We start from the raw sequence: 21,911 nt of genomic DNA, 5'->3' as shown, positions 1-21,911 counted from the left end.
CTATGGACCTGATTGATGCAATCAAAAGTATCGACAAGCCCCACGAGGACGACGTCTTAAACAGGCTCTTTACCCCATGGGGTGAAAACCTTGATAAGGACAATGTTCTAACAGAATATCCGCGCCCTCAGTTCGTAAGGGACAGCTACGTCAACCTTAACGGCTACTGGGATTACTGCATCATAGACAAGCCCTCGGACTTTAAAAACGACCAGCTAAACGCTGCTTTTTCTGATGAGATCCCCGCCCAGATGGACGGCCAGATCCTTGTGCCCTTCTCTCCGGAAGCCATGCTCTCAGGGGTTGAGAAGCGCCTTAATCCAGACCAGTTTCTCTGGTACAAAAGAGATCTTCCCGAATTCAACAGAACTTCCGATACCTCAAGGATCCTCCTGCACTTTGGCGCAGTGGATCAGTTTGCGGACGTCTATATAAATGGCAAATTCATCGGCTCCCACAGCGGCGGATACCTGCCTTTTACTTTTGATATCACCGATTACCTTGAGCTTTCAGATGACAAAAGAGCTTTCGGCAAAAACACACTGTCCATCCGCGTGGCAGACACCAGTGACTCAAGCTACCACTCAAGAGGCAAACAGACCTTAAGACGAGGCGGAATGTACTACACCTGCCAGAGCGGGATCTGGCAGACCGTGTGGTTTGAGGAAGTTCCTGAAATCTATGTAAGACAGGTTCGCATCACTCCAGGAAGCGACTTAAAGAGCCTGTCCATCCTTGTTTCCACCAACAAACCAACTCAGGTGTCCGTCAAGTTCCCTGGACATGAGATGATGAAATCACCAGATGCAGAGGCTCCTTCCGAAAAAGAACAGCTAATTGACAGCTCTTTTTCCTCAGACACATACCCTACAGCAGGCGGAAATGATGGAGAGCCATGCTACTACCACTTCGAGTTCACCATCGACGAGCCACATCTGTGGAGCCCAGAGGATCCGTACCTGTATCCCCTTAGGATCAACGCCGGGGATGACCATGTGCAGTCCTACTTCGCCATGAGGTACTATTCCGTGGAGCCTGACGATGCGGGCATTTACAGGTTCTGCCTGAACCACAAGCCTTACTTTTTGATGGGAGTTCTGGACCAGGGCTACTGGCCAGATGGGCTCTACACCGCCCCTTCCGACGAGGCACTTATTTTTGATATCACGGAGATGAAGCGTCTCCATTACAATATGATGCGCAAGCACATCAAGGTCGAGGCCGCTAGGTGGTACTATCACTGCGACCGCCTTGGCATGATCGTTTGGCAGGACATGGTAAGCGGCGGCTCGTCCTACGCCAAGCCAGTGGTGTCTTACCTGCCCACTCTTTTCCCAAAGGTGTTTGGAAGGATGTCCGATGGACCTTCCCACTACAAGACCTTCTCCCGCGGGGATTCGGAAGGCCGCAGCGAGTGGCTTACAGAGATGAAGAACACCATCCACTACCTCTACAACGTGCCAAGTATCGCAACATGGTGTCTGTTCAACGAGGGATGGGGGCAGTTCAATGCCGCAGGTGCTACGATCCTGGCAAAAGAGCTTGATCCTACCCGTCCAATTGACCAGGCCAGCGGCTGGTTTGATGAAGGAAGCGGACATTTCAGAAGCGTCCACAACTACTTCAGACCACTGTCAGTTGAAGTAAACAGCCACAACAGAGCTTTCGTGATCTCTGAGTACGGCGGACTTGCGTGCCACATCGATGGTCACAGCAGCGTGGACAGGATCTATGGATATAAAAAATACGACACCCTTGATGAACTGGGCGTCGCATATTTCAATCTTATAAATGGTGACATGAAGCCTCTTATCGCCAAAGGCTTATCTGGTGCGGTCTACACCCAGGTCAGCGACGTGGAGGAAGAGGTCAACGGCCTTATGACCTACGACCGCAAGATCACCAAGATCAGTACTGCTCTACCTGTCCGCTAAAGATTCTCTTAAGCTTGTTCTTAACTGAGATGTAGGCAGGTATCAGGAAGGCGTCTGCCAGGATCCAGGCGATGGGGCTTGCAAAGCAGATAGCAGGGAATCCAAATATCGGAACCAAAACCACTGCAACCAGGGTCCTTCCTATCATCTCCATGACTCCTGCAAGGACTGCAAACATGGAAAACCCCATACCCTGAATAAGGAATCTTACTATGTTAACCAACGCCAGCGGAATGTAGAAGGCTGCGTTGATCGTAAGGTAGAGATGAGCGTTATCAAGGCAGGCTGTATCTCCGGAATCAAGGAATATAAGCGCGAAGGTCCTTCCAAAGAAATACAGGACAACGAAAGCTGCTATGGCATATCCGCAGCCAAGTTTGACGGCTGCAACAAGGCCCTGCTGAAGGTGCTCGATCTTTTTTGCCCCAACGTTCTGTCCGCCGTAGGTAGCCATGGTGGAACCAAGAGCGTCAAATGGAATGCAGAAGAACATGCCAACTTTCTGTGCTGTTGTTACAGCTGCTGCCGCATCGGTACCAAGGCTGTTGATAGCGATCTGCAGGATAACACTTCCGATAGCTGTGATTGAATACTGAAGTCCCATGGGAACACCCATGTTCATCAGGATGTGGAAGTGAGAACGATCCAGCTCCCAGTCTTCTTTCTGGAGGTGCAAAAGCTCAATCTTTTTAATGATAAACACAAGGCACATGATGCCAGAAATTGCCTGAGAAACCACGGTTGCAAGGGCTGCACCTGTAATTCCCATGTGGAATGGGATTATAAAGAGAAGGTCCAGACCGATGTTGATGATTGATGCGATTATAAGGAACTGCACAGGATGCTTGCTGTCTCCAAGGGCCCTGATGATACCTGACAGAAGGTTATACATGTAGGTTACAGGGATTCCAAGAAAGATGACGATTATGTATCTGTAGGCGTATTCAAATACGTCCTCTGGTGTATGCATGAAAGTCAGGATCTGTCTGCAGAAAACGCTGACGAGAAACGTCATGACTACAGCAAAGATACAGCAAAGGATAATGGCATGGGATACGAATTTTCTCATGCTCTTATAGTCTCTTGCGCCAAATCTCTGGGCTACAGGGATCGCAAAACCGTTGCAGACACCCATACAGAATCCCATGATAAGGAAGTTTATGGCTCCAGTAGTTCCAACGCCGGTGTAAGCCTCTTTTCCAATAAACCAGGAAACAATGGCTGTATCTATGATGTTATAGAGCTGCTGAAAGAGCATTCCCCAGAATAGGGAAAGGGCAAAGCCCAAAATAAGGGACATTGGATTGCCAACTGTTAAGTCTTTGATTGTTGAAGATTTCTTCATAATATTCCATTCTTTCTTCCAAAAAGCCTGCAATTGCGGTAAAATAGCTATATCTACCAAATCTAACTAATACGGAAGGCAGGCAAAAATGGAAAACGTAAAAGCAGTAGTTTCACTTGGCCACGAGGCCCTTGGCGTTACTACCAATGAACAGATGAATGCCACAAAAGTTACTGCCAAAGCTCTGGCGGATCTTGTTGAAGCTGGTTACCAGCTCATCATCACCCACAGCAATGGCCCTCAGGTCAGCATGATCCACAAGGCCATGACAGAGCTCCACAGAATATATATTGATTATACTCCAGCGCCTATGTGTGTATGCAGTGCCATGAGCCAGGGATATGTCGGCTACGACATCCAGAACTCACTTAAGACTGAGCTCACAAGTCGCGGAATATCTACCCCTGTAAGTACTATTTTAACACAGGTTACTGTAGACCCATACGATGAAGCTTTCTATGCACCAACCAAGGCCATCGGAAGGAACATGTCCAAGGAAGACGCTGATACCGAGGTCAAGAAGGGCAACTTCGTAAAAGAAGAGCCAGGAAACGGCTACCGCAGGATCATCGCAGCTCCCAAGCCAATCGACATCGTTGAGATTGATGCCATCAGGGCACTTGTTGATGCAGGACAGGAAGTCATCGCCTGTGGCGGCGGCGGAATCCCTGTAATCGAGCAGGGTCACGTCCTCAAGGGAGCATCTGCTGTCATCGAAAAAGATGCCATCGCAGGTAAGCTTGCTGCAGACCTTAAGTCTGACAGACTCATTATCTTAACATCAGTTCCTTATGTTTACAAGAACTTTGAAACTCCAGAAGAGGAGCCAATCCTCAAGATGACTGTGGCTGAAGCCCGCCAGTACATTGAGGAAGGCGAGTTCGGAGAAGTTGATATGCTTCCTAAGATCGAAGCTGCCATCGAGTTTCTTGAGAGCAACCACGACGGATCAGTTCTCATCACATCAATCAGCTCCGTTGGCGACGCGCTTAAGGGCAAGGCAGGAACATTCATCACATACGCATGATTCCAAAGAAACAGACCAGTTGTCATCCAACTGGTCTTATTTTTTGCCTTAAATGCCTGTCGCATATTTAGTTTTATCAAACGCTGGTTGCCTGCTCTGTGTTGAACTTAGGGAGCTTTGGAACATTGTCACCTCTGATCTCGATAAGAGGTGAAGCCTTGCCCTCTATGTAATCCCTGGTGATGGTCACCTTTCCGATGTTCTCATCCTTGGGGATCTCATACATGATATCCAGCATGAACTCTTCGATAATGGCGCGAAGAGCTCTGGCTCCAGTCTCTTTTTCCATGGCCTTCTCAGCGATGGCTTCAAGAGCTGTATCGTCAAACTCAAGATCAACCTCATCAAGAGCAAGGAGCTTCTGGTACTGCTTTAAGATGGCGTTCTTGGGTTCCTTTAATATCTTCACCAGCATCTCTTTTGTCAGAGCCTGAAGTGTACAGATGATAGGGAGTCTTCCCAAAAACTCAGGGATCATTCCAAACTTCTTGAGGTCCTCGATGGTGACGTTGGTAAGAAGATTTGGATCATTCTCATACTTGTCCTTGAGGTCCGCATCGAAACCTATGGAAGTCTGCTTGTTGAGCCTCTGGGTGATGATCTCTTCAAGGTCAGGGAAAGCTCCGCCGCAGATAAAGAGAATGTTCCTGGTATTTACTGTTGCCAGCGGAACCATGGCATTTTTGCTGCCGGCGCCAACTGGAACTTCTACATTTGAACCCTCAAGGAGCTTGAGCATTCCCTGCTGAACGGACTCGCCGCTGACATCTCTTGAGGTTGTGTTTTTCTTTTTCGCGATCTTGTCGATCTCGTCGATGAAGATGATTCCGTGCTCGGTCTTCTCAACGTCATTGCCTGCTGCCGCAAGGAGCTTACTTACTACGCTCTCGATATCATCGCCGATGTATCCAGCCTCTGTAAGGGATGTGGCATCAGCAATTGCAAGAGGCACATCAAGGAGCCTTGCCAGGGTCTTAACAAGATATGTCTTACCACTTCCTGTTGGTCCCAGCAAAAGAATATTTGACTTCTCGATCTCTATCTCATCCATTGTGTCTGTTGCAACCCTCTTGTAGTGGTTGTAAACAGCAACGGACATAACCTTCTTGGCCTGATCCTGGCCGATTACGTACTCGTCGAGCTTGGCCTTGATCTTGTGAGGTGATGGAATGTTCTTGATGTCAAAGGCTGGCTTTTCAGGCTTCTCACTCTTTTTCTTGATCTTCTGTGAGTTGGGGATTCCACCCATGTTCATGCCGCCAAGGTTCATTCCGCCGTCATTCTTGCCATCCATTCCAAAGAATCCAAATCCAGGGAATCCGCCTGTATTCTTGTTAAGCTCATTCATCAGGTTTGGATTGTTGAGCAGGTTCTGGTAATCGAACTGGCTCACTGCATCCATGGTCTTGTGCATACAGTCATCGCAGATGCAGATGTTGTTTGGAAGATGGAACATCTTCCCAGCCTTGCTCTCTGGGCGTCTGCACACAAAGCACACATCCTCGTAGTCCTCACGGCGAGCGCTGCTGATGTTGGGATTATCGTCTTTCTTTTCTTCTTTTTTGTCGTCTTTCTTTTCGTCTTTTATATCTACGGACTCGTCGTCAGTGACTTCCCTGAAGTCCATATCGTCTCTGTTATCTGTCATGTGTTTCTCCGATCTTTAAGTAATAACCACACCACTTTCAGACTATTATATTCACTAATTCCATTGTATACAAGTTAATTCTTTATAAAGTCAATCCATGCTCTCGAGGACCAGCCCTACCAGTCCCAAGCCATCATCACTTCTTAACATAAGTAATAAAGTGATTACCATTCTCCTCAAAGAGCTTCTCAGTATCATTCATACCGTACTTATAAACCTGTCCGTTCTGAGGATTCATGAGCACAGTGTTCTGCTGGTTAAATCCAATGAGCAGTACAGAAGATCCGTCGTTAAGCATCACGAGAACAGGAAGATCCTGGTTTACGTAGTAGAGCATAGCCTGCATCGGGCATCCGTCCAGTTCAAGGATCTGAGCCTCTGGCAGAGACTGCTTAAGGATACTTGTTACGCTCTGTCCGCCGTCGCGAAGGGCCTGCACATTTCTGTTGACGCCCTCAAATCTCAGCATCAGGTCAAGACAGACAACCGTAGGATCAATAGTTGTGATGTCTTCATAGCTCTCTGCGGTTCTGGTGATTGACATAATCTGATTGGAATTTAAGAGATTTCCCTTGATCCAGATGTAATCATTGTCATCTCCGATAACCACGCCAGGCTTGTTATAAGCTGTGGATACAGCGTCCGCAGGATGTGTGTAGATATCCACACTTCCGTCAAGCCCATATACGTAATAGAACGGCTTCTCTTTTACATCTCTCTCAATATCAGGCACGATATTCCTTGTGCCCTCAAACAGGGTCTGATTAGGTGTAAGGACCCTGAGCTGCTTGGACTTAATGTCGTTCTTGGTGGTGATCTGAACGATCTTCTCAAACACTTCAACGGAGAGGATCGACAATGTATTGCTGCCAGCCTCAGCCTTCAGTGTGCTGATGATCTGATCGTCGTAAGTAGCCTCAAAGTTCTGGCTCTCCTCGTTCTTAACAACTCTGGTGAGCTTTAGCTGATTGCCGTTTATGGTAACTCCGGTTACGTAAACGCCGTCAGGATGGTAGTTCTCAAGGGTATTACCATCAAGGTCCTCGATCCTGATGTTGTACATTGCGTAGATCGGATTACCAATATTGTCTATTCCAACATCCGCGGAGTGGCAAAGACCGTAAACCAGGTCCTCTCCCATAAATCCCAGAAGGATTATGTAGTCTCCGTTTTCCGCCTTGATATCTGACTTAGCCTTGTTGTTAAGGTTCATAAGGCTAAGGCTCTGAAGGTCACTCTGCCATGCGATGGTGCTCTCCGCCTCAGAGATCTTGTACTCTCCTGCGCCGATATTATCAACCACGGAGCTTGCTGTCTTGGCCCCAAGGTCAATTGCGTAGATATCCTGATCAAGCATGCAGTAAAAGACATCACTGCTGCTAAGGTACGCTATGGAACCAACGTAGCTTGTGAGGATCTCTGCAGACTGCTTGCTCTCAACAAAAGCCTGCTCCTCCACCGCATTGATGGCGGTGTTGTAGTCGTATACTGCAATTCCAACGCAGCCCTCGTGGATACCGCGGTTCATGTAGCCCGCAACGGCAAACTTAACATTGCCCGCCTCATCCACCTTAAGGATCTTGATGGAATGGTTGTCCCATCTGGTCCTTGGGTCATCGTTGTCAACGTCGTAAAATCCAAAGAGATATGCCAGCTTGTTCTCAGTTCCGTTGAACATATAGAGCCTGTTCTCACTGACAAAAGCAAAGGCACTACCGCCGCTGCTCTCCACCAGCTGAAGCTCCGGATCAGAGATGCTAAGAGCGATCGTGTTAGCTCCCACCGCATAAGATGTGGAGTCAAAGATATAATTCATGGTCCTGTCAAAGTTCAGAAGATAGATCCTGTCTGTGGTGTACCTTACGCGGTAGCTCTCAGTTACGTTGTAGAGCCTTGACACCGTTCCATCCTTGACCGTCACTCTGTAAACCAGCCTGTAGCTGCCAGTCTGCCCGTGAAGGTCCGTAACATAAACGTCAGGAGTCGTATGCTTGGTGATATTCATGTCACCCCAGGTCACCTGGTTAAAGCTGCTGTGGATGTTCACCCTGTTAAATGTGGTATTGTCGCCCTCTGAATTGGACTCCAGATACCTGGTGTAATTCTCCTGCATCTCAGTCTTATTGAATGTGGACTCAGAGAACGCCAGCACAAAATCAAGCTCATCTTTCATGTGGCAGAGCTTGTCGTCCTCAGTCCATACAAATCTTGTATAGTATCTTGCCCTTCCAACCTCAGTATCCATCAGCATTACAAGCATGTACTCAGTGCCCGGGGTGATAAGGTCTTTTAGCTGAAAAGAGCCTTCGATATAGTCACTGTTTTCCTTGTAATCCGTGATCAGTGTGTTCTCAACCAGACTGCTGCCATTGATGGTCCTGACTTCAAAGGCAATATCCCAGACCCTGTTTCCAAAGGTGTTGATCTTGTAGGAAACCTCCCTGCCAGCGCCAACAGGCATGATAGTTCCGCGCAGGTAATTAAGGTCCACATCGCTGATATAACCGTGAAGGGGGTTTATCTCTTTTCCATCAGAAACAAGAGTAACGACAGGGAGAGAGGCCTTGGCCATGGGTGCAGACATGTCCGCATTGTCCCCATTCGAGAACCTGCTCACTACCAAAAGAGCTATGATCAGAACTACTACAAAGTAGATGATTTTTAATATTGTTAGTCTAATTGGCTTTTCTCTCATAATTGACTTTCAATTCTCACAAGAGTATTATTTTCGTATGAATAGTCTAACTTTACTTCGAAAACGCTTCATACCGGATGAATGCGTCGAATTAAAAGACGATGTCATTCTTAAACGCACCGATACCATGATTGTGACCAAATGGAAGACCATTAGGGATCGGTGTGATCTTTCAAGCGGTTATTCCTGCTACTATCTCGACAGAGGCTACAAGATCAGCAAGTTTATTAAAAGTGATGGGTCGCTCCTTTGCTGGTACTGCGACATCATTACCTATGAGTACGACGAGGAAAAGAACTCTCTCCTGGTCATAGATCTTCTTGCTGACGTTAAGATATACCCCGACGGCAGGATCCGTGTTGTTGACCTGGACGAGCTGTCCGAGGCCTTTGAGAAGCGCCTCATTGATGAGACTCTTCTTAAAAAGAGCCTGCTCTCCCTGAACAGGCTCCTGGGTGAAATCTATTCCGATGGCATCGAGCCACTGGCTGCTCCTATCGAGGAGCTGATAGCTGCTGGTCCAAACGCCTGACCATAAGCCCTATCAATCAGTAGAATACATGTCCGCCAATATTGATACCGGAAAGTCCCGGTACTGGCGTTCTGAAATATACACAGTTTCCTACATTCGAATAGCCTTTCATAGCTTCATCGGCAGCCTGGTAACAGGCTGCTGTTGCTTTGTCACTGGATAGTGCCAATGCAAGCCTTCCGCTGGCTACTGGAGAAAACTGCTTGTTCTGGTAAATTACTCCCACAACAGTATCTGGATAAACAGAGCTCAGCACTCTGTTGATAACTACAGCACCTACCGCAACCTTGCCCTCGTAGGGCTCAGATCCGGCTTCACAGTAAATAAGGTTTGCAAGAAGAGCTCTGTCTCCGTCTGCAAAATGAACCTCAGAGATGTTTCTCCAGGTGGATGACTTGGCCAGCTTTGACAGCCTCATCTCTTCAGCAAGCTTAGCTTCAAGCTGCTTGATATCTGCCTCCTGGGCCTTGATCTGGTCCTCTAAGGCCTTGGCCTTGGACTCAGCTTCTGAGATATCATTGGCGTACTGCTTGATGGATCCTGAGGTCTGGTTCACAAGGCCTGACACCCTGCTCTGCTCAGCCTGCTCTTTTACCTTGTACTCCTCGAGCTGCTCCCTCTCCTCTTCGAGAGTGGCCTCTTTCTCCTCAATGTACTGCCTGGTCTGCATATATTCGTTGAACATCCTGCGGTCATAGGCTGCAAGCTGCTCGAAGTAATTGTTCTGGTTAAGGAAATTCGCAAAGCTTCCTGTTGTTCCAAAAAGCGTTGCCAGAAGGAGATTGTCCTGCTTCTCATACATGAACTGTATGCGCTTTTTCATGGAGGCGTACTGCTCCTCCTCCTTGGCTCTTGCTGCATCCAGCTCCATCAGGGTATTCTCGATATCCGTTTCCTTGTCCCCTATCTGTTCCTCAAGCTGCTCGATGTTGTTGGAAACCTCTGTAAGCTGGGAATTGAGGTTGTTAAGCTGTCCCTGGAGAGAGCTCTTTTCCTCATTCATCTCTGCGATGTTGTCCTTGGTTCCCTCAAGCTCGCTCTGAGACTGCTGCTTGGCCTTCTTGGCTTCCTCAAGCTGCTTCTTGGTGGCCTCTGTAGCATACACAGTGCTGCTAAAGGCTCCAGACAGGAGTGTGGCTGCCAGCGTGCAAACGACAACCTTCTTTAAAAAGAGCTTTATGAAGTTGTCATGTCTACCTGCTGCCCCACTCATTTTCATATAGCTTAAATTGTTATCTTGATATTCCTTCCACTTGGCTGGTACTGATAGTACCTTACCCCTGCTGCATCGAACATCTTCTTGGACGCTCTTGTTGCAGGAGAATCGCTGTATTTGTCGCTGTCATAAACGACAGTCCTGATGCCGGCCTGGATTATGGCCTTGGCGCATTCATTACATGGGAAAAGAGATACATACAGTTTTGCACCTACAAGACTTCCGCCTCTGTAGTTCAAAATGGCATTGAGTTCGCTGTGGGTGACAAAGGGATACTTGGTGGTGAGCTCGTCGTCGCCCTCCCTCTCCCATGGGAAGTCATCATCTGAACAACCCTTGGGAAATCCGTTGTAACCCATAGAGAGGATGTTGTTATCCTCACTTACAATGCAGCTTCCTACCTGGGTATTTGGGTCCTTGCTCCTCATGGCAGCAAGCTTTGCAACCCCCATAAAATACTCATCCCAGGAGATGTAACCTTCTCTTTTCATACCTGGTCCCCCTTTACTTGGTACCGAAAATCCTGTCGCCTGCATCTCCAAGACCAGGAACTATGTATCCGTGGTCGTTAAGTTTCTCGTCAAGTGCTCCTACGTAGATATCTACATCAGGGTGAGCATCCTGCATTGCCTTAAGTCCCTCAGGTGCTGCGATGATGCACATGAAATGGATCTTGCTGCATCCTCTGTCCTTGAGCATCTGGATAGCTGCTACTGAAGATCCGCCTGTAGCAAGCATAGGATCTACAACAAATATTTCTCTCTCAGAAACATCTGCTGGCATCTTGCAGTAGTACTCTACTGGCTTAAGTGTCTCAGGGTCTCTGTAAAGTCCAATGTGACCAACCCTTGCTGTAGGGATAAGAGCAAGCATTCCGTCTACCATTCCAAGTCCTGCGCGGAGGATAGGAACGATGCAGAGCTTTCTGCCCTTAAGCTCCTTAACTGTTGTCCAGCAGATAGGAGTCTCTATCTCAACATCCATGAGCTGAAGGTCCCTTGTTGCCTCATAGCAGATCAGCATTGCGATCTCGCTGATAGTCTGTCTGAAGTCCTTGGTTCCTGTGTCAGTTCTTCTGATATAACCGATCTTGTGCTGGATCAAAGGATGATCCATAATAACTACTTTGCCCATGCTACGCCTCCCTCATCAATTCTCTAATTTTGCAATCCTGCGGCTGTGCTTCTCAAGATTTGAGAACTCAGTGTCCAGGAAAACATCTACTATCTCATTGGCAAGGAGCTCGCCAACCATTCCACCGCCCATGGCAAGAACGTTAGCATCGTTGTGCTCTCTTGTAAGTCTTGCTGTAGTTGTCTCTGAGCAGAGGGCACATCTGATGCCCTTAACCTTGTTGGCAACAATGGAGATTCCGATACCTGTTGTGCAGATAACGATGCCCTTTTCGCACTCTCCGCTTGCTACTGCCTCAGCTGCTGCTCTTCCGAAGTCAGGGTAATCGCAGGAGTTCTTGTCATAGGTACCAAAGTCCTTGTACTCTATTCCTCTCTCCTCGAGGTGCTTTTTTACTGATTCCTTGCGGTCAAATCCGCCGTGATCACTTGCTATTGCTATCATTTTCTGTCCCTCTTTCCCATTAGTTCTATTATATCAAATCCAAAAGACATTGCGGCTAAAATCAGCCCGTTACAGGCGGATTACATTGTGACCTGCTGCCTTAAGAAGTCTGTTCATGATGGCCTGTCCGATGCCACTGTCGTCAAAGGACTCTGAATACATAACATCCATGTCCTCGTCGTCAAATTCGCGAAGAACCTTAAAGAGCTCGTGGGCTATTGTAGCCTCTTCCTGTCTGTTTCCAACGCTCTTAACAACGTCAGCTCTGTACAGGCTCTTTGTAGCATCTGTGCCGATTACGCCAGCTCTTTTGCCCGCTGCCCTGGCCTCTTTAGCCTTCTCATTGATGTAGGCTACTACTGCATCCTGGCTGCCCTCTACGATAGTAAGCTCGCCCTTTGGAGCGTAGTGGCGGTACTTCATGCCAGGAGCCTTGGGCCTCTCCTTGGAGTTGCCATCTATTATGGTCCTGTCGATATCAACGCTTCCAAGAACCTCGCCAAGCATCTCTTTAGTGATGTAGCCTGGTCTTAAGATCATTGGTGTATCTGAAGTAAGGTCAACGATTGTGGATTCAAGGCCGATTCCAACCTGTCCTCCGTCGATGATCATCTCTATCTTGCCAGAGAGGTCCTCAACGCAGTATCTTGCAACTGTTGGGCTTGGACGACCTGATGTATTGGCGCTTGGTGCTGCGATGTAGCCCCCTGACTGTCTGATGAGTTCAAGGGCTATCTTGTTATTCGGCATTCTGATTGCCACTGTATCAAGTCCGCCTGTGGTCTCGTATGGAACCTTGTCGGACTTGTTCATGATCATGGTAAGAGGTCCTGGCCAGTAGGCCTTAGCCAGCTTACGAGCGGCCTCCGGGATCTCTTTTACGATGCCAGAAACGCTGTCCATGTCGGCAACGTGTACAATAAGCGGGTTGTCCGATGGACGTCCCTTGGCTGCGTAGATCTTCCTGGAAGACTCAGGATTAAGGGCATCTCCCCCAAGTCCATACACTGTCTCCGTAGGAAAAGCCACAAGCCCGCCGCTTCTGATGATATCGCCGGCGCGCTTAAGAGCCTCCATAGCCTTGGCATCTATATTCTCTTCAACTATCTGAACTAACTCTGTATTCATAACCTAAAACTCTTGGCTTTATCAGCCGTTATTTACATAATTTGCAATCGTATCCCAGATATCGCTGGTCTCCATTCCAAGGGACCACTCTGCAATACCAGCAATCCCGCTGGCCTTCATGGAGTCGATCTTTTGTCCGATGGACTCAGCGTCCTCCATCCATATCTGGTGTGTAACTCCGTCATTGCCTGTATATTCGCCGTAGTTCTGACCTGCATCAGAATTCCACTGCATGTCGATGCTGTGGTTTGCGATGTACTCCTTGGCAACCTTCATGGAAACAGCCTCGCTTGAAACCTGTCCGCTCTGAACATGCCAGATCCTTGTGTAGAAAGGAACAGCGTTGATGACCTTGCTTGCATCCACTTCCTTCAGGGTATTGATGATACCGTTTTCTACATATGAAAGAGACGCAACAGATCCAGCCTCCTGTGATCCTGCGTAATGTTCGTCGTAGCCCATGATGATGACATAATCAGCAACCACGCCCTGTTCCTCAAGGTCATAGTAGTCGTTGAAGTTCATGGGAACATAGTTATCAATGGAAAAGACAAGTCCCGCCTTCCTGCAGGCTATAGACATCTCTCTTACAAGCTCAACGTAGCTCTGTCCATCCTCCGCAGCAACCATCTCAAAATCAAGGTTAAGACCGTCAACTCCGGCATCTGTGCAGGCTGAAACAACGTTCCTTATAAGGTTTGCTCTGCTCTCTGCGTGGTTAAGTACTTCGCTTGTAGAGACTTCACTGCCGCCAGTAAAGTTATCAAGAAGAGCCCATACCTCAATGCCTTTGTTGTGGGCTGTATTTACATAAGAAGTAGAAGCATAGCTTCTGATGGAACCGTCATTGCCAGTTACCGCAAACCATGTAGGTGCGATAACGTTAAGGCTCTTGGCACCTGAGATCACTTCTGTGATAGTATCATTGCCCGCAGGCCCTCCGATGTTGTGGAAGCCCAGGTTAATGATATGGTCTCTTGAAATGCCTGTGTACTCTGGCTCAACGTAATCTGTTACAGGGATAGGGCTTCTTGACTTGGTGTCTGAAAGTCTCTTGTTCTCAACCCATCCGATATAAGCGTCATTCGTCTTAACCTTGGACCAGTTCTCAAGCTGCTCAAGGACAACTACTGTCTCGCCTTTTTCAATCTCTCTTAAAATCTCGCTCTTAACACCGCCGCGAAGTCTTACCTGAGTGTTCTTGGTGATGGTAGCTACAGTCTCATCCTCCCAGCTGGATGTGAGCTGCATGTGATTGGCATCTGTAAAGCCCTCGTAGCTGAAGTTGGTAAACTTCTTGACGTAGTCAAGGGCTACGTAAAGAACACCGCCCTCAAGTCTTGTGATGGCATAGTTCTCAGTTCCGCTTCCACCGTCAGTATCTGTCCAGGTGTTTGATCCTATCTCGCTGGTGATAATAGTTGTTGGTGTTGTGTAGATGAACAGATTGTCCATGTCTCCGTCATAGAACCTGTCGTTAAGGTACTTCTGAACGGAATCGAAATCCATGTAATAGTATCCATCTAATATCATTGCATGTTCTTCAATGAATTCGTTGCCAAGAATGATCGGTACATCAGTTGGGGAAGTAACCCCGAAATAGCTATCAAGATCAGCCTTCTCTGTGCTGTATGAATAGCGCTTCATAAACTGCTGCAGCGCAAAAACCCCCGCAAAAACAAAAATAAGGACGATTATAATAATCGCCGGTATAACCTTTTTCTTCATACTCTAGCTCCTTTACAATCGCCCTATATTATAGCAAACTATTTAGTTTACGTCATTACTATATGTATCAACCTATGCGTTGATGGATGGGGTCCTCCAAAAGATTATTTCTACGTGATTTTTCTTGTTTATTTTTATCATAATCCTCGTCTTTGTCTCAGTCCAAAAGGTTTAAAGCCGTGATAAACTCCAATCAGATTTTCCTGAAACGTTTTCTATTCTTTTGACATAAATTAATACATTGAGGCGACAAAGCACAAATCCTTCCACGTGCCACTTTCCGTGACACAAAATATGGTATAATTAATGTAGAAAATACATAATTTTGTTTTTATATCATTTTTATAGATTTGTGTTGATGATTTAATAAATTATAGGGGAATTTCTTGCAGAAACTTTGCAAGACATCTCACCAGAACGGTAAGACATTTGAAAATCGTTGTTTTTCTTTCGATGTATTTCCCTGTATCGCGCCTCCCTTCCGGATCTTAGCCTATGCAGTGGCGCCTCACACAAAATACTATAACAGCCAATTCTTAAGATTTACCGTCGAAATTTCTTAAGATTTACGGCAGAAATTCTTAAGATTTTATGTAGATATAAAGAAATACACTAAATTATGACGATATATCTATTGACATAGAATACTGTATAACTTAGTATCTATGTATTCCAAAGTCAGGAGGTATGCATCATGAAAATCGAGAGAGTTAATGATCACCAGATTAGATGTACACTTACCAGAGATGACCTTGCGAAGCGAGACCTCAAAATTACAGAGCTGGCATATGGCACTGAGAAGGCAAAAGAGCTTTTCCAGGACATGATGCAACAGGCTAATATAGAGTTCGGATTTGAAGCGGAGGATACTCCTCTTATGATCGAGGCAATCCCCATCAATTCCGAGTGTATCGTTCTTGTAATCACCAAAGTCGACGATCCAGACGAGCTGGATACAAGATTTTCTAACTTTGCCCCATCCGTTCGCGATGAGGAGGACGAAGAGGAAGACCTTGATGACGACGATTACTACGACGAGGACTACGACGACGAAGATGATGAAGAGGACGTAATGAGTCTTTTCAAGAGACTTCAGCACAGCAACATGTCCGACTACATGGATTCTTCTCTCAGCCCTCAGTCAGATTCCAAGAAGGTAAAAGAGAAAACTGGCGGCCCTAAAAAGAAAGACCTGCCAGGGAGGAAGGGCTCAAGGATATTCTCCTTTGATTCACTCCACGAGGTTACAAAATTCGCAGCAATAGTTTCAAGGAAATTCAACGGTATCAACACCTTATACAAGAATGAAGTTCAGGGCAAATACTACCTGATCCTTCATCAGGGTGATCTGGATAACACAGTATTTGCCAATATCTGCTCACTTCTTACTGAATACGGTAAAACCGAAATCGGCAGCACAGCTGATGAGCACTATCTGGCAGAGCATTACACAGTAGTAATTAAAGACGCTGCTGTACAGACACTTTCAAAAATCTAATAAAATGAATTGTCCCCCGGGGTTATGAAACCCGGGGGATTTTTAAATTAGTTCTACATTCAAAAAGGCCATGGGGCATTTTATCTGTCCCATGGCCTTAGCTTTTAAACTAGCAAGCTAGACTTGATTTGTTAATCAGTCTTTTCCGTAAAGAGTTACAAGCTTCTCGAGGTAAGCTCTGTGCTCCTTAGCGTGCTCAGCAGCAGCTGCGTTGAGCTTAGCAGCTCTCTCAGGATTCTTGAGCTTAAGTGAAAGGTATCTAACCTCACCATCAAGGAAGCTCTGGAAGTCCTCTGTAGCTGGCTTAGAATCAAGTGTGAACTTGTTCTCTGCCTGAGGATTGAATCTGAACATATCCCAGTATCCTGTAGCTACAGCCTTCTTCTCCTCATCCATAACCTTGTTCATGCCGGCCTTAAGACCCTGGTTGATACAAGGAGCATATGCGATGATAAGTGAAGGTCCTGGATAAGCCTCAGCCTCTTTAATAGCGTTGATTGTCTGCTGCATGTTAGCGCCCATAGCGATCTGTGCAACATATACATAACCATAGCTCATAGCGATTGAAGCAAGATCCTTCTGCTTGATCTCTTTTCCGCCTGCAGCGAACTGTGCAACAGCACCTGTAGGAGTAGCCTTAGATGACTGTCCGCCTGTATTTGAGTAAACCTCAGTGTTAACAACGAGAACGTTAACATCCTTACCAGAAGCAAGTACGTGGTCAAGACCACCAAATCCGATATCGAATGCCCATCCGTCACCACCGAAGATCCACTGTGACTTCTTAGCTGCAAAGTCTTTGTTCTTAAGAACATACTTAGCTGCATCTGAGCTGTCGCTCTTGAGAGCCTCAACGAGCTCATCTGTTGCAGCGAAGTTCTCAGCACCGTTAGAGAATGTATCGAGCCACTTCTGAGCAGCATCCTTAGCAGCGCCGCCAGCAGCTACGATCTCTTCTACCTTCTCCTTGATTGCATCACGGAGAGCGTTCTGAGCAAGTACCATACCCATACCAAACTCAGCATTATCCTCGAACAGTGAGTTATCCCATGCAGGACCCTGTCCCTTAGCATTTACTGTGTAAGGTGTTGAAGGTGAGGAGTTACCCCAGATTGATGTACATCCTGTAGCGTTAGCAACATACATTCTGTTACCAAAGAGCTGAGTAACAAGCTTAACGTAAGGAGTCTCACCACAGCCTGCGCAAGCGCCTGAGAACTCAAGGAGTGGCTGCTTGAACTGTGAGCCCTTGATTGAGCCTTCGCCGAACTTAGCAACAACATCTTCCTTGATTGGAAGTGTAACTGCATAGTCGAAGTACTTCTGCTCGTCCTTATTAGCTGCAATAGCACCCATCTTAAGGGTCTCACCCTTGTTGTTACCAGGACATACATTTGCGCAAGATCCGCAACCTGTACAGTCAAGAGCTGAAATAACAACTGAGTACTTGTATCCATCCATTCCAGCAAGAGGCTTAGTCTGAAGTCCCTCTGGAGCCTTAGCGATCTCATCGTCTGTCATAGCGATTGTACGGATAGCTGCGTGAGGGCATACAAGTGAGCAGAATCCACAACCGATACATGTTGAAGCATCCCATGCAGGAACGTTTACTGCGATACCTCTCTTCTCGTATGCAGCTGATCCTGAAGGTGTAGCACCGTCAACGTATGGAAGACAATCAGAAACCTTAAGTGTGTTACCTTCCTGAGCGTTAACCTTAGCCTGGATGTTGTTTACGAAATCGATAACATCCTTTCTTGATCCCTCAGCCTTCTTGAAGTCAAGACCTTCGTCCTTAGCATCCTTCCAGCTCTCAGGAATCTCAACCTTGATAAGGTTCTTAGGATCTGCACCAGCATCGATAGCATCCCAGTTCTTCTTAACAACGTCTTCACCCTTACGGCCGTATGTCTTCTGAGCAGCGTCCTTCATGAACTTGATAGCGTCTGCTTCAGGAATGATCTTTGTGATGTTGAAGAATGCTGACTGAAGGATTGTGTTGATCCTTGTAGGTCCCATTCCAACTTCAACACCGATCTTAGAACCGTTCATGATGTAGAAGTTGATCTTGTGATCATACATGAACTTCTTAACCTGGCCAGGAATCTCAGCCTCGAGCTGATCTACAGTCCATGGGCAGTTGAGGAGGAATGAACCACCATCAACAAGTTCCTGAACCATGTTGAACTTACGGATATATGAAGGATTATGACATGCTACGAAGTCAGCCTTCTTGATGAGGTAAGTTGACTTGATAGGAGTCTTACCAAATCTGAGGTGAGACATTGTAACACCACCAGACTTCTTGGAGTCATAATCGAAGTATGCCTGAGCATACATGTCAGTGTTGTCACCGATGATCTTGATAGAGTTCTTGTTAGCACCAACAGTACCGTCAGCACCAAGACCCCAGAACTTACAGTTTGTTGTTCCCTCTGGAGTTGTAACAAGAGGAGCACCAGCATCAAGTGAAAGATTTGTTACATCATCCTCGATACCGATTGTGAACTCTTCCTTAGTATCGTTGTTGAATACAGCAACGATCTGAGCAGGAGTTGTATCCTTGGAACCAAGTCCGTAACGTCCGCAGAATACTGGAACTGACTCGAACTTAGTGCCCTTAAGAGCTGCGATAACATCAAGAGCGAGAGGCTCACGATATGATCCAGGCTCCTTTGTTCTGTCGAGAACTTCGATTCTCTTAACAGAATCAGGAATAGCAGCAACAAGTGCCTTAGCTGAGAATGGTCTGTAAAGACGAACCTTTACAACACCAACCTTCTTGCCCTGCTTCTCGAGGTAGTCGATTGTCTCCTCGATTGTATCGTTTACAGAACCCATAGCTACAATAACTACCTCTGCGTTAGGATCGCCGTAGTAGTTGAAGAGCTTGTAATCTGTACCAATCTTAGCGTTAACCTTGTCCATGTACTTCTGAACGATCTCAGGAAGCTCGTTGTAACCAGTGTTGCAAGCCTCTCTGGTCTGGAAGAAGATATCAGGGTTCTGAGCTGAGCCCATCTGGCAAGGATGATTAGGATTAAGTGCGTTAGCCTTGAATGCATCGATTGCTTCATGGTTAACCATCTCGTCGAGATCCTTGTAATCCCAAACTTCGATCTTCTGGATCTCGTGTGATGTACGGAATCCATCAAAGAAATTGATAAAAGGAATTCTGCCTTCGATTGCTGCGCAGTATGCAACAGGAGTTAAGTCCATAACTTCCTGAACACTTGAATCGCAAAGCATAGCAGCACCAGTCTGGCGGCAAGCATATACGTCAGAGTGATCACCGAAGATGTTAAGTGCGTGAGAAGCTACGCAACGAGCTGATACGTTGAATACACCAGGAAGTCTCTCACCAGCTACCTTGTAGATATCAGGGATCATAAGAAGAAGTCCCTGAGAAGCTGTGTAAGTAGATGTAAGAGCACCTACTACAAGTGATCCGTGTACAGCACCAGCTGCACCAGCCTCAGACTGCATCTCAGTAATCTGAACTGTACGGCCGAAAATGTTCTTCTTTCCGGCTGTTGCCCACTCATCTACATGCTCAGGCATAACAGATGATGGAGTGATTGGGTACATAGCGGCAACTTCAGTAAACGCATATGATGCATATGCGGCAGCTTCGTTACCGTCCATGGTTTTCATGTTTCTTGCCATTTTAATTCCTCCTACGTTTTATTTATGAAATTGTTTTGGCTTTTTAAACAACTATCAGTATATGACAGTTGTGTTAGAAATAATTTGATTGGCATCAAAAAGCGCAATCTGCCGCTTACAATAGTAACATTTTTGTCAATGGTTGTCAGCCAATTTATACAATTTTTATCTATTAATCTGAAAAAAGTTTTCGTTTATTCTATTGATAAATCATTTTTCTTATATTATGATAATTACGTAACAAAGCCCGGCGCGGCAAAGCCGCTTTGTTATTCTACATTGGCTTTATATTTTTAACTAATGGAAGGAGATACTATTATGGCATACGTTATTAGTGATGGTTGCATCAGCTGCGGATCATGCGCTGCTCAGTGCCCTGTTTCAGCTATTTCTCAGGGAGATACTCAGTACGTTATCGATGCTGGTACATGCATCGACTGTGGTTCTTGCGCAGCTCAGTGTCCTGTTTCTGCTATCTCACAGGGCTGATAATTACCTAGACAAAACAAAGAGCTTTCAGGTTTATCCTGGAAGCTCTTTTTCTATGCTTATTCTTCTTAATTTGGCGAAGCTCACCTGCTCTTATCCAGGTTTGCAAACTTCGTAAACTGTGGAAGCCACAACAGCTCTACAGTTCCAATAGGGCCATGTCTCTGTTTTGCAATGATGATCTCTGCAATGCCCTTCTTTTCAGTGTCCTTATTATAGTAATCATCTCTGTAGATGAACATTACAACGTCCGCATCCTGCTCGATGGCTCCGGACTCACGAAGGTCAGAAAGCATAGGCCTGTGATCCGGTCTCTGCTCAACTGCACGTGACAGCTGAGAAAGAGCTATAACAGGAACGTTAAGCTCCCTGGCAAGAGCCTTTAAGGATCTTGAGATCTCGGAGATCTCCTGCTGTCTTGATTCTGAGCTTCTGCCTGTTCCACCTGTCATCAGCTGAAGGTAGTCGATGATGATGACCTGAAGATCATGCTCCATCTTGTACTTGCGGCATTTTGAGCGAAGCTCCTGAATGGAGATACTTGGTGTATCATCAATTATCAGCTTGGATGCTCCAACAACTCCGGCGCTCTCAATAAGGTTCTCCCACTCAAGATCTGAGAGGTTACCAGTCCTTATATGCTGTGAATCAACGTGTGATTCCATGGAAAGGAGACGGTTTACAAACTGCTCCTTACTCATTTCGAGAGAGAACATGGCAACGCATTTGTTGTCATGAAATGCCATATGCTCAGCGATGTTAAGGACAAACGCTGTCTTACCCATGGCAGGTCTTGCTGCGATAAGGATAAGGTCTGAAGGCTGGAATCCAGCTGTGTTGTAGTCAAGATCAATAAACCCGGTAGCATTACCAGTAACATTGCCCTTCATTTTGCTGGCCTTCTCAATTCTGTCCAGGGCATTCATAACAACCTTGTCGATCGGAACAAAGTCGCCTGTGTTTCTCTTCTGGGTTATCTGGAATATATTCTTTTCAACATCGTTGAGGATCCCTTCCATGTCATCTGCATCTGTGTAGCAGGTGTTGATGGTATCCTCACTTACATGGATAAGCTTCCTGAGTGTTGATTTTTCAGCAACAATCTGAGCGTAATATTTTACGTTGGCAGATGTAGGTACAGAGTCTACAAGCTCCGCAATGAATTCAGCGCTTGAGATCTGAGGTGACACATTCTTTTCCTTGAGCCTGTTCTGGAGAGTTACGATATCCACCGCACTTCCGTCACGGTCAAGTTCTACCATGGTCTCAAACAGTGTTCCCAGCTGCTTGTTGTAAAAATCCTCAGGAACCACTATCTCAGAAGCTATCTGTATCGCTTCGTTATCTATGATCATAGCACCAACTACGGACTTTTCAGCCTCGATGCTGTTGGGCGCCACTCGTTTAAGCAGGTTTTCTTCTGGCAT

The 21,911-nt window shown here is 46.4% G+C and carries 16 protein-coding genes; 5 read left to right on the top strand and 11 right to left on the bottom strand.

The window, feature by feature from the left end; translation table 11 throughout:
• The first annotated feature begins 2 nt into the window (after positions 1 to 2).
• Positions 3 to 1,934: a glycoside hydrolase family 2 protein gene (locus D6855_RS14955; RefSeq protein WP_120742534.1), complete on the top strand. Its 1,932-nt coding sequence runs from the start codon at positions 3 to 5 to the stop codon at positions 1,932 to 1,934.
• On the opposite strand, the gene D6855_RS14950 is transcribed toward D6855_RS14955, so the two are convergent.
• Complete coding sequence (locus D6855_RS14950; protein WP_120742532.1) at positions 1,909 to 3,279, bottom strand: MATE family efflux transporter; 1,371 nt, start codon at positions 3,277 to 3,279, stop codon at positions 1,909 to 1,911. The genes D6855_RS14955 and D6855_RS14950 overlap by 26 nt on opposite strands.
• A gap of 88 nt (positions 3,280 to 3,367) precedes the next feature.
• On the opposite strand from D6855_RS14950, the gene arcC reads away from it, so the two are divergent.
• Positions 3,368 to 4,306 carry a carbamate kinase gene (gene arcC / locus D6855_RS14945; protein WP_120742530.1) on the top strand — a complete coding sequence of 313 codons (939 nt, stop codon included), beginning with the start codon at positions 3,368 to 3,370 and terminating at the stop codon, positions 4,304 to 4,306.
• A 76-nt stretch (positions 4,307 to 4,382) separates the two neighbouring features.
• Here the strand turns inward: arcC and clpX are convergent, their stop codons facing one another.
• Entirely contained in the window at positions 4,383 to 5,954 is a 1,572-nt protein-coding gene (gene clpX / locus D6855_RS14940; protein ID WP_120742528.1) for an ATP-dependent Clp protease ATP-binding subunit ClpX, read from the bottom strand.
• A gap of 136 nt (positions 5,955 to 6,090) precedes the next feature.
• Positions 6,091 to 8,649 (bottom strand): hypothetical protein, encoded by a 2,559-nt coding sequence (locus D6855_RS14935; protein WP_147368152.1) that lies wholly within the window; start codon positions 8,647 to 8,649, stop codon positions 6,091 to 6,093.
• A 37-nt stretch (positions 8,650 to 8,686) separates the two neighbouring features.
• On the opposite strand from D6855_RS14935, the gene D6855_RS14930 reads away from it, so the two are divergent.
• Positions 8,687 to 9,181, top strand: coding sequence for a DUF402 domain-containing protein (locus D6855_RS14930; protein ID WP_120742524.1), 495 nt, complete (start codon positions 8,687 to 8,689; stop codon positions 9,179 to 9,181).
• Positions 9,182 to 9,197: 16 nt separating this feature from the next.
• On the opposite strand, the gene D6855_RS14925 is transcribed toward D6855_RS14930, so the two are convergent.
• The 6 genes from D6855_RS14925 to D6855_RS14900 all read right to left on the bottom strand — a co-directional run bounded on the left by D6855_RS14925 (position 9,198) and on the right by D6855_RS14900 (position 14,831).
• Positions 9,198 to 10,400 (bottom strand): cell wall hydrolase, encoded by a 1,203-nt coding sequence (locus tag D6855_RS14925; RefSeq protein ID WP_243111969.1) that lies wholly within the window; start codon positions 10,398 to 10,400, stop codon positions 9,198 to 9,200.
• Positions 10,401 to 10,405: 5 nt separating this feature from the next.
• Positions 10,406 to 10,888: a deoxycytidylate deaminase gene (locus D6855_RS14920; RefSeq protein ID WP_120742520.1), complete on the bottom strand. Its 483-nt coding sequence runs from the start codon at positions 10,886 to 10,888 to the stop codon at positions 10,406 to 10,408.
• A 13-nt stretch (positions 10,889 to 10,901) separates the two neighbouring features.
• Complete coding sequence (upp, locus tag D6855_RS14915) at positions 10,902 to 11,531, bottom strand: uracil phosphoribosyltransferase (RefSeq protein ID WP_120742518.1); 630 nt, start codon at positions 11,529 to 11,531, stop codon at positions 10,902 to 10,904.
• A 15-nt stretch (positions 11,532 to 11,546) separates the two neighbouring features.
• On the bottom strand, positions 11,547 to 11,975 hold the full coding sequence (rpiB, locus tag D6855_RS14910; protein ID WP_120742516.1) for a ribose 5-phosphate isomerase B: 429 nt from the start codon (positions 11,973 to 11,975) through the stop codon (positions 11,547 to 11,549).
• A gap of 69 nt (positions 11,976 to 12,044) precedes the next feature.
• Positions 12,045 to 13,103, bottom strand: coding sequence for an L-threonylcarbamoyladenylate synthase (locus D6855_RS14905; RefSeq protein ID WP_120742514.1), 1,059 nt, complete (start codon positions 13,101 to 13,103; stop codon positions 12,045 to 12,047).
• Between the two features lie 21 nt (positions 13,104 to 13,124).
• Entirely contained in the window at positions 13,125 to 14,831 is a 1,707-nt protein-coding gene (locus D6855_RS14900; protein WP_120742512.1) for a glycosyl hydrolase family 18 protein, read from the bottom strand.
• A gap of 694 nt (positions 14,832 to 15,525) precedes the next feature.
• Between D6855_RS14900 and D6855_RS14895 the strand changes: the two genes are divergently transcribed.
• Positions 15,526 to 16,329 carry an adaptor protein MecA gene (locus D6855_RS14895; RefSeq protein WP_120742510.1) on the top strand — a complete coding sequence of 268 codons (804 nt, stop codon included), beginning with the start codon at positions 15,526 to 15,528 and terminating at the stop codon, positions 16,327 to 16,329.
• A 135-nt stretch (positions 16,330 to 16,464) separates the two neighbouring features.
• Here the strand turns inward: D6855_RS14895 and nifJ are convergent, their stop codons facing one another.
• Positions 16,465 to 19,995: a pyruvate:ferredoxin (flavodoxin) oxidoreductase gene (nifJ, locus tag D6855_RS14890; RefSeq protein ID WP_120742508.1), complete on the bottom strand. Its 3,531-nt coding sequence runs from the start codon at positions 19,993 to 19,995 to the stop codon at positions 16,465 to 16,467.
• A 318-nt stretch (positions 19,996 to 20,313) separates the two neighbouring features.
• Between nifJ and D6855_RS14885 the strand changes: the two genes are divergently transcribed.
• The gene (locus D6855_RS14885; protein WP_120742506.1) at positions 20,314 to 20,484 is read left to right on the top strand and encodes a DUF362 domain-containing protein; all 171 of its coding nucleotides are present in this window, start codon (positions 20,314 to 20,316) and stop codon (positions 20,482 to 20,484) included.
• 83 nt (positions 20,485 to 20,567) lie between these two features.
• Here the strand turns inward: D6855_RS14885 and dnaB are convergent, their stop codons facing one another.
• On the bottom strand, positions 20,568 to 21,911 hold the full coding sequence (dnaB, locus tag D6855_RS14880) for a replicative DNA helicase (RefSeq protein WP_120742504.1): 1,344 nt from the start codon (positions 21,909 to 21,911) through the stop codon (positions 20,568 to 20,570).

This window comes from Butyrivibrio sp. CB08 (assembly GCF_003625485.1).
Classification (GTDB): Bacteria; Bacillota; Clostridia; order Lachnospirales; family Lachnospiraceae; genus Butyrivibrio.
Note: the sequence above shows the minus strand (reverse complement) of the source record. Positions and strands in the feature narration are given on the sequence as shown.

What these genes read in the sequence shown, in the direction of transcription:
- D6855_RS14955 (WP_120742534.1), top strand. Translation starts at nt 3, where the DNA reads ATGGACCTGATTGATGCAATCAAAAGTATCGACAAGCCCCACGAGGAC.
- D6855_RS14950 (WP_120742532.1), bottom strand. Translation starts at nt 3,279, where the DNA reads ATGAAGAAATCTTCAACAATCAAAGACTTAACAGTTGGCAATCCAATG.
- arcC (WP_120742530.1), top strand. Translation starts at nt 3,368, where the DNA reads ATGGAAAACGTAAAAGCAGTAGTTTCACTTGGCCACGAGGCCCTTGGC.
- clpX (WP_120742528.1), bottom strand. Translation starts at nt 5,954, where the DNA reads ATGACAGATAACAGAGACGATATGGACTTCAGGGAAGTCACTGACGAC.
- D6855_RS14935 (WP_147368152.1), bottom strand. Translation starts at nt 8,649, where the DNA reads ATGAGAGAAAAGCCAATTAGACTAACAATATTAAAAATCATCTACTTT.
- D6855_RS14930 (WP_120742524.1), top strand. Translation starts at nt 8,687, where the DNA reads ATGAATAGTCTAACTTTACTTCGAAAACGCTTCATACCGGATGAATGC.
- D6855_RS14925 (WP_243111969.1), bottom strand. Translation starts at nt 10,400, where the DNA reads ATGAAAATGAGTGGGGCAGCAGGTAGACATGACAACTTCATAAAGCTC.
- D6855_RS14920 (WP_120742520.1), bottom strand. Translation starts at nt 10,888, where the DNA reads ATGAAAAGAGAAGGTTACATCTCCTGGGATGAGTATTTTATGGGGGTT.
- upp (WP_120742518.1), bottom strand. Translation starts at nt 11,531, where the DNA reads ATGGGCAAAGTAGTTATTATGGATCATCCTTTGATCCAGCACAAGATC.
- rpiB (WP_120742516.1), bottom strand. Translation starts at nt 11,975, where the DNA reads ATGATAGCAATAGCAAGTGATCACGGCGGATTTGACCGCAAGGAATCA.
- D6855_RS14905 (WP_120742514.1), bottom strand. Translation starts at nt 13,103, where the DNA reads ATGAATACAGAGTTAGTTCAGATAGTTGAAGAGAATATAGATGCCAAG.
- D6855_RS14900 (WP_120742512.1), bottom strand. Translation starts at nt 14,831, where the DNA reads ATGAAGAAAAAGGTTATACCGGCGATTATTATAATCGTCCTTATTTTT.
- D6855_RS14895 (WP_120742510.1), top strand. Translation starts at nt 15,526, where the DNA reads ATGAAAATCGAGAGAGTTAATGATCACCAGATTAGATGTACACTTACC.
- nifJ (WP_120742508.1), bottom strand. Translation starts at nt 19,995, where the DNA reads ATGGCAAGAAACATGAAAACCATGGACGGTAACGAAGCTGCCGCATAT.
- D6855_RS14885 (WP_120742506.1), top strand. Translation starts at nt 20,314, where the DNA reads ATGGCATACGTTATTAGTGATGGTTGCATCAGCTGCGGATCATGCGCT.
- dnaB (WP_120742504.1), bottom strand. Translation starts at nt 21,911, where the DNA reads ATGCCAGAAGAAAACCTGCTTAAACGAGTGGCGCCCAACAGCATCGAG.